This window comes from Bradyrhizobium diazoefficiens, assembly GCF_016616885.1.
GTDB classification, from domain to species: Bacteria; Pseudomonadota; Alphaproteobacteria; order Rhizobiales; family Xanthobacteraceae; genus Bradyrhizobium; species Bradyrhizobium diazoefficiens_F.
Window position 1 is genome coordinate 4,682,209 of the sequence record NZ_CP067102.1, and the last position, 12,768, is coordinate 4,694,976.

Sequence of the window (12,768 nt, forward strand, 5' to 3'; positions counted from 1 at the left end):
GAAGGCGTGGATGGCCAGGACGAGCCGATCATGAAGCCGTGGCAACTTTCAGCGCGCACCTAAACGAACAGAACCGACGGACGCTAACGCCGCGCCAGGCTGCAACCGCTCGACAGCGGCCTTGCCGCTCCCGTCGGGCTGTCGCCGGACTGCGCCGACGGCAGCTCGTCGATCGGCGTGTTCTGTTTGCCGGTGTTGAACTCGAAGATCTTGCGGAACACGCCGGGCACCATCGCCGAGATCGGATTGACGCGCATCACGGGAGCCGCAGGCGTGCCGACGACCTCGTAGGTGACGCCGATCAACCCCTCCTTGTCGCCGCCGCCGAGAAAGAGGCCGAACAACGGGATCTGGCCGAAGATGTTGTTCACGCCATACATCGGCACGAAGGTGCCGCTCATGCAGACCTGGTTGCCGGGATAGTCAATCGACCCCTCGATGGTGGCGCCGATCATCGGCCCCTTGACCAGGCCATCGCGGACCGTGAGCGCGCCGTTCTGCCGGGTGAACTCCGCACGCAAGGCGCTGAAGGAAACGCCGCCGCCGCCCGGCGTGCCGTTCGGCGCGCCCGCGGCCACGCGCTCGAGCTGCGCCTCGCCCTTCACCGTGAAGTCGCGCACGTTGATGAGGCCCTCGCGCGCCGTGGTCGGCTCGGACGTCGGCGGCTCCATCGCCACCACCATCTGGCCGCCGATCGCCTTGGTATAGGTGTCGGTGAACTTCAGCAGCGATCCGGCATCATTGGTCTGGAGATAGATCACCTCGCGGCTGCCCTGCGCACGCCCGCCGCGCAGATCGGCGGCCACCTGCGTGTTCTGACCGATCCTGCCGCTCAGCGAGAACGCCTTGATCGCCCCGCTGCGTTTCGACATCTTGGCATCGACGCTGCGCATCGCTTCGCCGTTGAAGCCCGCGACCGTACCGAGCTTCACGTCGATGTCGAAATCGACGTTCTTCAGCTTGCTCTTGCCGTCGTCCTTGGAATTGCCTGAGATCGCCGACTTCAGGAAGCCGCGGCCGTCGAATACGTCGCCACGCATCGTGCCGCGCACCACGCCGTCCTGACCGCGCTCCACCTTCAGCGACGTCTTGTCGCCGTCGGAGGGCGAATAGACCGGGAAGTTCGCGTTCATGAGGTCGCCGTTGGGGTCGACTTCCAGCGAGCCCTTGATCGAGGCGCCGCCGCCTTCGATGACGATGTCCTCGAGCCGCGTCGATTGTGCCGTCGGCACCACCTTGAACGTCGCCTTGCTCGACTTGCCTGGCAGCTTGACCCAGCCGGGAAGAATGTTGTCGAGCTTGACTGAAGTCAGGTCCGCCTCGATGCCGAGCTTCGTTGTCTGCTCGGGTCCACCGGCAATCTTGCCGGATACCTTGACCGGGACTGACCCGCTGACGGCAGGACTGAGGTCGAAACCCAGGCGCGCACGGCCGGCATCATCAAGCGTCGTCTGCAGCTTGACATCCGCATCGCCATCGGTCGCCTTGCGGTAGTCGAGCGAGGCCGCCTGCCCGTTGATCTTGACGTCGCCCTTGACCTGGTAGCCCTGGTTGTTGGCGACGATCTTGAGATTGTTGGCCTCGAGCTTCTGGTTCATCACCAGCTTGTCGGCGGCAAAGCCGTTGAGGTCGGCGGTGACGGCGTAGACGGTGTCCGCCTTGGTCAGCTCGCCCTTGACCGGCAAGCCGAGCTGGATGTTGGCCGTGAACGTTCCCTTGCTGGTGTTGGGATCGACGACGGTCGACGACAGATCGCTCAGCCGATCATTGGAGAGCATTTCGGCCGCCGCCGGCACCGGACCATCGACACGGAAGCGGGTCCGCGAGGGCGAGGGTTTCGGCGCCATGTCCGGCACCTCGAAAGTGAAGTCGGAGATCGTGATCTTGCGGCCCGCAGGCGTATCGGCAATGCCTTGGGCGATATTCACGGTGGCGGTGCGTCCCGTCACGTGTGCCTTCAGATCGGCGTCGTGCACCACCGGCATGCCGTCCACGGGACGAACCGCGACGCCGCTCGCCATGATGTTGACCGACAGGCCGTCATCGGGAATCGGCGGTCCCTTGCGCGGAAGGTTGCGCGTTGGCGAGTTGATGCCGACCTCGATGCGCTGGAGCGTGCCGCGCTCGATCCGCTCGATCACCCATTGGCGCAATTCGGGCACCACCAGCGTCGGCCACATCCGCTTCAGTGCTGAGGCCGACATCGGCGTGCCCGCAAAGCCCAGCGTCAGGCGCGGCTCGCCGGAATAGTCGATCGCGCCGGTGCCGGCGACGCCGATCTCGCCGTTGGAGATGTCGGCCTGCGTCAGCAGCATGCGCTTGTGATCGGTGTCGAAGCGGAAGCCGATCGCGATGCGGTTGAAGACCAGCGGCGGCTCGTTGTCGATACCGCCGAGCAGGATCGAGCCGCCGCTGAAGCCGAGCTGCCAGTCGTTGGTGGTGCCGTTGGGCGGCTCGAGATGGGCGAGCAGCGTCAGGCGATTGGCGCCCGCAAGGATCTTGAACGGTGCGACCAGCACCCGCCGTCCCGCATCCCACTCGACGTTGATCTCGGCCGAGTCGATCGCCATCGGATAATCGGGCGTATCGGTGTCGATGATGTTGCCCGCACCGATCGTGACCTTGCCGCGGAAGAATGTCGGCACGCCGTCGCGGCCGAGCTCGCCCTTGAGCTCGCCGGTCAAAGGCAGGTCGGCCGTATAGGTCAGGTCCTTCACCCGCAGCGCCAGCAGAATGTTGGCGGTCGACACCTTGTCGGCGCGGATATCGATCGAGCGCACGCCATTCTCGCTCGGTCCGATCGTGGCGCGCAGCGACCACGGGCGCGCGCCCTCTTCGCCGAAGCTGAGCGCGACGCCGCCATGGGTCGGCCGGCGCAGGCTGAGCGTGATGTTCTCAAACGTCCATTTGCTGCCGCGCTGCTGATCGTCGACGATCAGATTGCCGTTCTTGAGACCGATCTCGTTGAGGTTCTGGCCGTCGAGGCCGGTCAAGCTCAGGCTGTCGAGCCAGTCGAGGCCCTGAAGAATTCCACTTTGCGCGGCAGGTTGAGCTGCGGCCTGGGACGCGTCGGGGGTTGCAGGCGCCAACCCGAACGGCGGCGGGACGCCGTTACGCGGGAATGTCGGCGGCAGGCCCGCTTCCTTCTTGGACGCGACGCCGGTTGCGAGCGGCTTCGCCGTGTCGCCGGCCGACACCGTGACGGTCCCGTCAGGTGCGATCCGGATCGCGAGCTCGGCATCGACGAGGTTGAGGCTTTCGGCGCGCAGATGCCCGGTAAGAAGTGCGGCCCCTGACAGCCGCACCTCAGCCTTCGGCGCGCTGGCGACGATGGCACGATCATGATCGCGGACGATGATGTCGCGGATACGCACGGCAATCCGGACTCGCCCGGCGCGCTCGATCTGGGTGCCGCCGACCTCCACGGTGTTGCCGTGACCGATATTGTCCTCGATGGCAGCGGCGAGCCAGGGCGTCGCCATATCGAGGTTGATGGGACCCGCGCCGAGCCGCCACCACAGCGCGCCAAAACAGCCGACGAAGATGACGATCAATGCGCCGAGGACGACGGCCACCCGGCGCAGCCAGCGGCCACCCGGAAACAGCCGCCGAAACAACGAGAAACCGTCACCGACGCGGATGCGCGAACTTGAACGCGACAACAGGCGGCGTGCGCGATGACCCGCCTCCTCTTCCTGGTCTTGATCCCAGTCGGCCTCGTCCCATTCCGGCGGCTCGTGACGGCCGCCGTGCCGATCGAAGTCCCGACTGTGATCCTGGGGCGACGTATTCCTTGCCATTGCCTCTCGATACAGGCGCCCGTCATAGGATTGAGCGCCGCCGGGACCGCAGCCGTCGACGGGAATCGACGCTCCCCGCCCCGGCATTGCCGCCATACCTCGAATGTTCCTGCTGTTCGTCATTTCGCCCCGGGAGCGCGTTCAACGAGCAGTGGGGTGGTGCGTGGAATTCCTTGTAACCATACTCCGTCGCCGCCAAAATTGCCCAGCCGAGGGCGAGAATCCGGCACACCGGACGAGAGCTGCAATACCGCTTTGGTTGACCCGCCGAAAGCGACGAAAGGAAGGCGTATGTCCAAGAAATCCCGAAAGAAATCGTCCAAAACGCCCTCCGGCAGTCCGACCGCTAAAAAGAAACCCGAGAAAACACGGGTGTCGACCCAAACACGTGGTGCGAAAACACAGCCGGTATCGGCAAGCAAATCAGGCAAAGCAGGCGCTAAGGCAGCATCGCACAAGGCCGCATCGAAACGGTTAAAATCTTCTGAAAAGACCTCCAAGCCTGCCGCTGCGACGTCCGCCGTTTCGGCAAAGCCCCTCGAGGGCCAGACGGCGCCGGCTTTTCGCCTGCCGCGCGACGGCGGCAATGTCGTCACTCTGTCGGACTATACCGGCCAGAAACTCGTGCTGTTCTTCTATCCCCGCGCCGACACGCCGGGCTGCACCCGCGAGGCGATCGACTTCACCCGGCTCAAGGACGCCTTTACCGCTGCCGGCACCGCCGTGCTCGGCATTTCGGCCGATCCGTTAAAGGCCCAGGAGAAGTTCCGCGACAAGCACGGCCTCGGCATCCCCCTGATCTCAGACGAGCAGCACGAGATGCTGGAGGCGTATGGCGCCTGGGGCGAAAAATCCATGTATGGCAAGCGCTTCTTCGGGATTCTTCGCACGACAGTGCTGATCGCGGCGGACGGCAAGGTGGCCAAGGTCTGGCGCAACGTTCGGGTCGATGGCCATGCCGACGAGGTGCTGGCTGCGGCAAGAAGTCTTTAACCAGTTCGTTAAAATCGAGCGTTCCCGTTTCCGGAAAATTAACCATGACCGGCCCAGATTGCTGCGGCAATTAGGCCGCAAGGAACCGTTCCGACCGGCACAGGAGTGCCGATGTCGAAAAGTTCTGCCCAATACTTGCAGCACCCCCAACATCACCCTCATGACCACGGACGGGCCTTCCATCGCCGGCCGGCCACCGCAATGGCAGCCGCTGCGATTCCCCTGCCCGACGCCGATGACGCCTACACCATCGTGCATCACGGCAAGCAGGTTCGCCTCGGACCCGTGGTGTTCTGGATCGTGGTCGGCACCGTCGTGCTGCTCGGCCTGTGGTCGGCGGCGACGGCCACCTATTTCGCCTTCCGCGACGACGTCCTGACCCGGCTGATCGCCCGTCAGGCCGAGATGCAATACGCCTATGAGGATCGCATCGCCGAGCTGCGTGCCAAGGTCGACCGCACCACCAGCCGGCAATTGCTCGACCAGGAGCAGTTCGACCAGAAGCTCGACCAGATCATGAAGCGCCAGACGGCGCTGGAGTCCCGGGCCACGGCGCTTGGCGCCATGCCTGATGTCACGGGATCGATTCCCCGCTCGGCACCGCAGCGCGGCGACGCGAACCAGACGACGACGCAAGGCACGCCAAAGCCATCGCCGATCAGCGACACCGTGGTCTTCGTGGCGCCGCCTGACCGCGAAGCGCGGCTCGAATCGCGCGCGCCGACCGTGATCGCGCCGCCGGTCAATCGATTCGCCAAGAACCAGGGTTTTGACAATGTCCTGGTCCGGCTGACGACCTCGCTCGATCAGGTCGAGCGCCGCCAGGTCGCGGCGCTCAGCGCCGTCGAGGAAGGCATGGATTCGCGGATGCGCCGCATGCGCGGCGTCGTCAGCGACCTCGGCCTGAACCTTTCCAATCTCGAGGCCGCCGTGCCGCGCGCCGCGATGGGTGGCCCGTTCGTACCGGTGAAGCTCACGGCCAACGCGGGTCCCTTCGAGAAGCAGCTCTATCGCATCAACACCACCCGTGCCGAGATGGATCGCCTCAGCCGCACGCTGGCGCAGGTGCCCTATCGCAAGCCAGTCGTCGGCGAAGTCGAATTCACCTCCGGCTTCGGCGTGCGCAGCGATCCCTTCCTCGGCAGGCCCGCGATGCACACCGGCCTTGATTTTCGCGCAGCGACCGGCGATCCCGCACGCGTCACCGCCAACGGCAAGGTGGTCTCGGCCGGCTGGTCCGGCGGTTATGGCCGCATGGTCGAGGTCGATCACGGCAACGGACTGTCGACCCGCTACGGCCATCTCTCCGAGATCAACGTCAAGGTCGGCGAGATCGTGAAGATCGGCCAGGTCATCGGCCTCGTCGGCTCGACCGGCCGCTCGACCGGCCCGCATCTGCACTATGAAACCCGCATCGATGGCGAAGCCGTCGACCCGCAAAAGTTCTTGCGCGCTGGCGTGCGGCTCAGCGCGGGCTAAGCGTGCTTCCAGCGCCTCCGGCCTTCAGCGCCGACCGCCGCCCATCCCACCGCCGGGACCACCGAAGCCGCCACCACCCATTCCGCCACCGGGGCCCATCGGCCCACCGGGCGAGCCCATGCCGCCGGGGCCTGACGGGCCACTCGGTGCCGTGGGCGCGGAGCCGGGATTGCCACCGGGATTCGATCCAGGCACAGACGGTCCGGCCGGTGGGCTGTTGCCCGGGCGCGGCGTGCCGCGATCCGGATGCATGATCGAACCGCCGGGCGACTGGCCGGGATGACCGCCGCCGGGCTGCGGCCCGCCCGGTGCTGGGCCGATCGCCTGAGTCGACTCGACCTGCAGCCCGCGCGAGCGATCGAACACGCCATTGACGACCATGCGCGCTTCGCCCGCCGCCGGGCCAAAGCGTGAGCTGTCACGGGCCATCAAGCCGGAGCCGAGCTGCAGGCTGGAGCCTGAGCGCTGCACATAGGCCTCGATCGAGAGGCGGCTCGCGCCGACGAGATCCGAGAAATCGTCGATGCGCGTGCGCGCGGCCTGCATCGCGCCCTGGCTCGCGCTGCCCTCGATCTGGACGCGCTGGCCGACCAGCAAGGGATCGACGCCGGCGAGTTTCAAGGCGCCAATATGCAGCCCGTCGGGTCCGCGCTCGACCAGGCCCGTGACGCGCTCGGCGGCGGCGTGGCGCGGCTCGACGAGGCTTGCAACGATCACACCATCGGTCCGGCGCAGGCCGTAGACGGCAACCTGCGTGCCGACGCGAAGCTTGCTGTCCTTGCTGCCCGCGACGATCTTCTGGCCGAGCACAGTCAGTTCATTGCCCTTCAGCGATTCGATCGGCCCGGAGACTTCGCTCGCGATCGCGATGTTGCGGGTGACGAGCGTGCCGTCGGCCTGCCGCGTCGCAACCACGCGGGCGAGCTGGCCGATGCGCAGCGCCTTCGGGCTTGCCGCCTCACCGTCGATCCGCACCGGCACGTCGCTCGCATAGCTGACGCGCTCGCCATTGACGTAGATGCTGCCGAAACGCTGGATCACGCCGACGATGCCGGTGCCGCCGATGCCATGATCGTCACCGCGCGTGATTCCGGTGCCGCCGATGCCCTGGTCGGTGCCGCGCTTGACCTGCGCGCGCGCAATCGCCGTTCCGGCGAGCCAGAATCCGGTCAGCAGCAGACGGCGGGAGATCAGCGGCGGCCGGCTCATGACGAGCTGCCCTCTTTGCCGCCGTCCTTACTGGCTTCCTTGGCCTCGCCCTCCTCATCGGCATCTTCGCTGTAGATGTAGATGCCGAAATTCCAGCGGGCGTCACCGCCCTTGTCTTTGGCGAGCGCACGGTTGGCCTCGCGGTTGGCAGTCTTCAGCGCATCCATCGCTAGCTCGCGCGAGCGCGCTTCGAGCCGCTTCGCAAGCTTCGGCGAGATATTGTTGTAATGGACCGCGCGTTCGAGGAAGCGCGGCGCCGGCCCCGATACGTTCTCGGCGGCGGCCGCGATATGGTCGTGCAGATTGCGGCCGAGATAATGCCATTTGCTGTCATCCGCGCCACTCGGGACGAACGCCGCCTCCACCAGCTCGATCTCGTCGGCCGCGTTGATGGTGACGAGCTGGCGGTCGACCCATTCGTCGAGCACCGCACGCGGGCGCACGTCCTTGGTGACGGAGGCCACGAGTTGCTCGAATGACGGCGCATCGCCCTCGGCGGTGCGCGGCAAAGCCAGCGGCTCGCCCTTCGCGTCGGTGAATTCGGGCGCGGCGAGCCAGCGCGCGATCACCGCGCTCGTCAGCGACAGCGCCGCCGGGGTCTCGTGCACGGGCGCGCCGGCGCCGCGCAGCCGCGCCACCTCCTTGCGGTGGATGCCGGTAAGAAGGCTGACGCGGCTGTCGGTCTGCTCTTTGCCTTCGAGCGCGAAATCATGCTCGGCGACGTTGACGAAGAGCTCGCGGAGCAGCTGCGCCAGGGCCGGAAAGGTCATGCCGCTGCGGATGCAGAGCCGCACGAGCGGTCGCAGCAGCCGCGCCAGCGGCGCGTGCAGCTTCGCGGCGGCATTCGGCTCTGGAGCCGCCGCTTTGGGCCCGGACTTGGCATTCATGTCTGAAGTGTACCTGCGCCATCCGTGGGACACAATCCCACATTTCTTCAGTTCGCGATTGACGTGGTAAATTTTCCCACATATACGGAACCCCACTGAGGGCGCGACTTGAAGGGACAAACACCCATGGCTGACCGCTTGGTCTGCAATTCCAGTTCACTGCGCGCTGTGCGGTTTCCCGACCGGAGCCGGGCCGGCGCGATCGAGCCGATGCTGCCGGCGCTGCTGCGCGGCGTGATCTTCATCTTGGTGCTGGCCGCACCGTTCGTCGCAGCACTGCTCGCGGGCTGACACCATCATGCATCACACCAGCTCTCCCCCGCGCCGTCTGTCGGTGCTGCATATCTTCAAGGTCTACTATCCCGACCTGTTCGGCGGCACACTCACGGCGATCCGCGACATCTGCGCCAGCCTGAAGGACACCTTCGCCTCCGCCGTGCTGACCTGCTCGCAATCGGCCGACCAGCGCGAGATCATCGTCAACGACGTGCCGGTGGAGCGCGTCCGCTCGTTCGGCAATGTGATGTCGCTGCCGGCCGCCCCCGCCTATCCCTGGCGGCTGTGGCGAAAGATTGCCGAGCACGATCTGCTGGCGCTGCATGCGCCCTTCCCGCTCGCGGACCTCGTCTTCGCCCTCGGCTTCGGCCGCAACCGGCCGCTGGTCGTGCACTGGCACGCCGACATCGTCACCCATGCGGGCCTGCGCTGGTTCATCGAGCCCCTGATGCGGCGGACGCTGCGCCGCGCCAAGGCGATCATCGTCTCCGATCGCGTGCTGGTCGACGAGACGCCGCTGCTGCGGGAGTTCGAAGACAAATGCCATGTCGTTCCGTTCGGCATCGACACCAGTGTCTATGACTGGCCGAAGATCGATCCGCACCACGTCAACGATCGCGGCCGCCTCGTGCTCGCCTGCGGCCGGCTCGTGCCCTACAAGGGCTACGACGTGCTGATCCGCGCCGCCGTCAATCGCAAGTTCGAGGCCTGGATTATCGGCGAAGGTGCCGAGCGGCCCCGGCTCGAGCAGCTGATCGGCGAGCTTGGCCTCGGCGACCGCGTTCGCCTGCTCGGCTCCGTCAGTGATTGCGAACGCATCAAGCTGATGTGCCTGGCCGACGTCTTCGTGATGCCGTCCATCACCAGTGCCGAGACGTTCGGCCTCTCCCAGCTCGAGGCCATGGCCGCCGGCCGCCCCGTGGTGAACACCGCACTCGACACGGCGGTGCCGCGTGTCGCCCGCCACGGCATGGAGGCGATCACTGTGCCGCCGGCCGACGCCGAGAAGCTCGGTGAAGCCATCGATGCACTGATCAGTGATCCCGAGCGCCGCCGCCGCATGGGGCTTTCGGCCCGGACCCGCGCGGTGAGCCGCTATTCCGCCACCGCCTTCAAGAACGGCATGGAGACAGTCTACCGCAATGCCGTCGCCGTGCCCTCCCATGAGGCGGCGCCCGTCGCCGAGGCGCCGCAGGCAACGGGTTGGCTGGACAGCTTGCGAATTGCGGCGGCGCTGGCCTGGTCCGATATGCGCCACCGCTATGTGCGCTCGCTGCTCGGTCCGTTCTGGATGTCGCTGCAGATGGCGATCGTGGTCGCGGTGCTCGGCTCGGTCATCGGCCAGATGTCGAATTCCGACACGATGGCGCGGCTGCCGATGCTGGCCCTGTCGATGACGGCCTGGACCTTTCTCAACAGTGTGGTGCTCGATGCGACCACGGCGCTGCAGAACTCAGCAAGCCTGATCCGAGACCGGGCACTGCCGCCGGTGATCTTCCTTCTGCAGTGCACGTTCCGCCAGGGCCTGTTCGCCCTGCACAATGCCTGCGTCCCCCTCCTGCTCTGGCTGCTGCTCACGCCGCACGATCTCTCCGGCGCGCTCGCGGCGCTCCCGGGCCTCTCGCTGTTCGTGATCTGCACCTTCGGCCTCAGCCTCGTCCTCGGCGCGCTGGCGACGCGGTATCGCGACCTCAAGCCGATCATCGAATCCACGCTGATGCTCGCCTTCCTCGCCTCGCCCGTGATCTGGTCCGCCGACATGATCAATCACCGCTCGACCGTGATGCGGCTCAACCCGCTGACCCATCTGTTCGCGGTGTGGCGCGAGCCGCTGGCCGGCGGCCATGTCGATGCGACCAGCATCATCTATGTCCTCGTCGCGCTGGCGCTGCTGCTCTGCGCGAGCGTGCTGACGCTGGTCCATCTGCGTAAAGCTGCGTTCTGGATCTGACCGATGGCCTCGATCACCCTGCGCAATGTCTGTCTCGATTATCCCCTCTACGGCGCCTACGACTTCTCGCTGAAGCGGCGGCTGCTCGGCCACCTCATCCGCGAAAAGGGCGAGATGCGGATCATCCGCGCTGTCGACAACGTCACCATCGAAGCCGAAGCCGGTGCGCGCATCGGGCTCGCCGGTCCCAACGGCTCCGGCAAGTCGACGCTGCTGCGGCTGATCGCAGGCGTCTATCCGCCGAGCAGCGGCTGCGTCGCGATCAGCGGCAATGTCGTGCCCCTGCTCGGCCTCAATGCCGGTGTGAATCTCGACTTCATCGCCGAGGACAACATCGCCCTGTTGCTGCGGATCAGCGGCCGCAAGCCGACCCGCACGGTGATCGACGAGATCTGGGCGTTCACCGAGCTCGAAGAGCGCATGCAGCGGCTGCCGTTGCGGATGTTCTCCTCGGGCATGCTGATGCGCGTGCTGTTTGCGACCGCGACCGCCTTTCCGGCCGACATCCTCCTGCTCGACGAATGGCTGAGCGTGGTCGACGAGCACTTTGCCGAGAAGGCCGAGCGGCGGCTGCAGAACCTGGTCTCGCAGGCCGCGATCGTGATCATCGCCTCGCACGACCAGCCGCTGTTGCGCCGCACCTGCACCAGCATCATCAATCTCGATCACGGCCGCATCGCCTCGACCGTCACGGTCGAGCCGCCGTCGCCCCTTTCCTTCGAGCTCCGCGAGAAACGCGCATGAAGCAGAACATCCTTGTCGTCTCCGAGGCGCTCGGCGAGCCCAACCACAAGCGCGGCATCTTCCATTTCACCCGCGAATTGATGCGCTCGCTCGCCGCCGAGGGCCATGACCTCACCCTGCTGGTCGAGACCACGCGGCGCTACCGCAAGCTGCGCCGGCGCGAGCGCCGCACCAAACTGTTCCCGACGCAGTCGCGCAATATCGAGCTTTTGGCGCTCTATCGGTTCCTCGACGAAATCAATATGAGCGAGCCGGTGACGCGCAGCGGCCTGCGGCGCACGCTCGACTGGCTCCGCCACAAGGCCACCATGTCGGTGTCGTGGGACTATGTCGCCTGCTTCCTGCGTGCGGTCGGCCTGCGCGGCCTGCACGCGCGGCTGATCGAGAACAGGACCGCGGCGCTCGAATACATCCCGCCGGATCTGCGCCACCTCGAACTGTTCCGCGACTTCCAGCTCGAGCCTGGATTCTACAGCTATCAGGACTCCTCGGCCTTCCTGCTGCTGCCGCCGCCGCGGATCGACGCGCGCGACTATGACGTCATCGTCATCGACACGCCGACACGGGTGACGGTGAGGCGCAGGCCGGATGCCAAGGTGATCTGCGTCGTGCACGATCTGCTGCCGCTCACCGATCTCAAGCTGAGCGATGTGGCCACGCGGCTGTTCCTGTCACGGCTACTCACCAGCCTGCGTCAGGCCGACGAGCTCGCCTTCGTTTCAAACTATAGCATGATGCGGTTCAGGGACCTGTTACCGCAATTTGCGCACCTGCCGGCGCGGGTCGTGTATCCCCGCACCCGGTTCGACGCCCCGGATGTCCTGCACCTCCCAGCCCCGTCGGGGCGTCCGGGGCGGCCGAGCTTTGTCGTCATCGTCTCGAACGAGCCGCGCAAGAATGTCGCGACCGTCATTCGCGCGTTCCGCAACATCCCCCAGGCCGATCTGGTGGTGATCGGCCTGGCCGGCCAGATCAACCGGATGCGCAATCTTCCGCCAAACGTTCGTTTCGCCGGCTATGTCGACGAGCAGGAGAAGGCTGCGCTGATCGCGGAGGCACATGGGCTGATCATGCCGAGTTTCGCCGAAGGTTTTGGCGTGCCGATCATCGAGGCGCTGGCTGCGAACACGCCGGTGCTCTGCTCCGACATCGCCGTGTTCCGCGAGGTCGCGGGCGAGCTCGCCGATTATTTCGATCCGTTCGCGACCGAGTCGATCGTGGCCTCCGTCACCCGCGTGATGGCGCGGCAGGAGGAGTGTCGTGGCCGAATCCGGGCGCGCCGCTCCGAGCTTGCCGAGCGTTTCGGCTACCAGACCCAGGCCCGCGATTTCCTCGGACAATACCTGGCCCCGGAACGCCTCGTCGCGGCACAATAGCATGATCGCCGAATCCGCGACGTGCGATCGCCGTTGCCGCAAGCTGAAGGCGA

9 protein-coding genes are annotated in these 12,768 nt (G+C 66.2%); 6 read left to right on the forward strand and 3 right to left on the reverse strand.

Annotated features, from left to right (window positions below):
* Positions 1 to 83 precede the first annotated feature (83 nt).
* Positions 84 to 3,887 carry a YhdP family protein gene (locus tag JJC00_RS21915; RefSeq protein ID WP_200468024.1) on the reverse strand — a complete coding sequence of 1,268 codons (3,804 nt, stop codon included), beginning with the start codon at positions 3,885 to 3,887 and terminating at the stop codon, positions 84 to 86.
* A 204-nt stretch (positions 3,888 to 4,091) separates the two neighbouring features.
* Between JJC00_RS21915 and JJC00_RS21920 the strand changes: the two genes are divergently transcribed.
* Together JJC00_RS21920 and JJC00_RS21925 are read left to right on the forward strand one after the other, a co-directional pair.
* Positions 4,092 to 4,793 (forward strand): peroxiredoxin, encoded by a 702-nt coding sequence (locus JJC00_RS21920; RefSeq protein WP_200468025.1) that lies wholly within the window; start codon positions 4,092 to 4,094, stop codon positions 4,791 to 4,793.
* 111 nt (positions 4,794 to 4,904) lie between these two features.
* Positions 4,905 to 6,272, forward strand: coding sequence for a M23 family metallopeptidase (locus JJC00_RS21925; RefSeq protein ID WP_200468026.1), 1,368 nt, complete (start codon positions 4,905 to 4,907; stop codon positions 6,270 to 6,272).
* Between the two features lie 24 nt (positions 6,273 to 6,296).
* On the opposite strand, the gene JJC00_RS21930 is transcribed toward JJC00_RS21925, so the two are convergent.
* Positions 6,297 to 7,481 (reverse strand): DUF5666 domain-containing protein, encoded by a 1,185-nt coding sequence (locus JJC00_RS21930; protein ID WP_200468027.1) that lies wholly within the window; start codon positions 7,479 to 7,481, stop codon positions 6,297 to 6,299.
* Positions 7,478 to 8,368 carry a DUF6502 family protein gene (locus tag JJC00_RS21935; RefSeq protein ID WP_200468028.1) on the reverse strand — a complete coding sequence of 297 codons (891 nt, stop codon included), beginning with the start codon at positions 8,366 to 8,368 and terminating at the stop codon, positions 7,478 to 7,480. Before JJC00_RS21935 ends, JJC00_RS21930 begins: the two co-directional genes overlap by 4 nt.
* Positions 8,369 to 8,494: 126 nt before the next feature.
* On the opposite strand from JJC00_RS21935, the gene JJC00_RS21940 reads away from it, so the two are divergent.
* Genes JJC00_RS21940 through JJC00_RS21955 form a run of 4 tightly spaced genes read left to right on the forward strand, consistent with a single transcriptional unit; the run spans position 8,495 to position 12,715 of the window.
* Positions 8,495 to 8,659: a hypothetical protein gene (locus tag JJC00_RS21940; protein WP_200468029.1), complete on the forward strand. Its 165-nt coding sequence runs from the start codon at positions 8,495 to 8,497 to the stop codon at positions 8,657 to 8,659.
* A 7-nt stretch (positions 8,660 to 8,666) separates the two neighbouring features.
* Positions 8,667 to 10,595: a glycosyltransferase gene (locus JJC00_RS21945; RefSeq protein ID WP_200468030.1), complete on the forward strand. Its 1,929-nt coding sequence runs from the start codon at positions 8,667 to 8,669 to the stop codon at positions 10,593 to 10,595.
* A gap of 3 nt (positions 10,596 to 10,598) precedes the next feature.
* A complete protein-coding gene (locus JJC00_RS21950; protein WP_200468031.1) occupies positions 10,599 to 11,339 on the forward strand; it encodes an ABC transporter ATP-binding protein in 741 nt (246 codons plus the stop codon).
* Positions 11,336 to 12,715 carry a glycosyltransferase family 4 protein gene (locus tag JJC00_RS21955; RefSeq protein ID WP_200468032.1) on the forward strand — a complete coding sequence of 460 codons (1,380 nt, stop codon included), beginning with the start codon at positions 11,336 to 11,338 and terminating at the stop codon, positions 12,713 to 12,715. Before JJC00_RS21950 ends, JJC00_RS21955 begins: the two co-directional genes overlap by 4 nt.
* The last annotated feature ends 53 nt before the right edge of the window (positions 12,716 to 12,768 follow it).

Bases quoted from the DNA above. Each gene is read 5' to 3' on its own strand.
- JJC00_RS21925 (WP_200468026.1), top strand. From the start codon at position 4,905: ATGTCGAAAAGTTCTGCCCAATACTTGCAGCACCCCCAACATCACCCT.
- JJC00_RS21930 (WP_200468027.1), bottom strand. From the start codon at position 7,481: ATGAGCCGGCCGCCGCTGATCTCCCGCCGTCTGCTGCTGACCGGATTC.
- JJC00_RS21935 (WP_200468028.1), bottom strand. From the start codon at position 8,368: ATGAATGCCAAGTCCGGGCCCAAAGCGGCGGCTCCAGAGCCGAATGCC.
- JJC00_RS21915 (WP_200468024.1), bottom strand. From the start codon at position 3,887: ATGCCGGGGCGGGGAGCGTCGATTCCCGTCGACGGCTGCGGTCCCGGC.
- JJC00_RS21945 (WP_200468030.1), top strand. From the start codon at position 8,667: ATGCATCACACCAGCTCTCCCCCGCGCCGTCTGTCGGTGCTGCATATC.
- JJC00_RS21950 (WP_200468031.1), top strand. From the start codon at position 10,599: ATGGCCTCGATCACCCTGCGCAATGTCTGTCTCGATTATCCCCTCTAC.
- JJC00_RS21955 (WP_200468032.1), top strand. From the start codon at position 11,336: ATGAAGCAGAACATCCTTGTCGTCTCCGAGGCGCTCGGCGAGCCCAAC.
- JJC00_RS21920 (WP_200468025.1), top strand. From the start codon at position 4,092: ATGTCCAAGAAATCCCGAAAGAAATCGTCCAAAACGCCCTCCGGCAGT.
- JJC00_RS21940 (WP_200468029.1), top strand. From the start codon at position 8,495: ATGGCTGACCGCTTGGTCTGCAATTCCAGTTCACTGCGCGCTGTGCGG.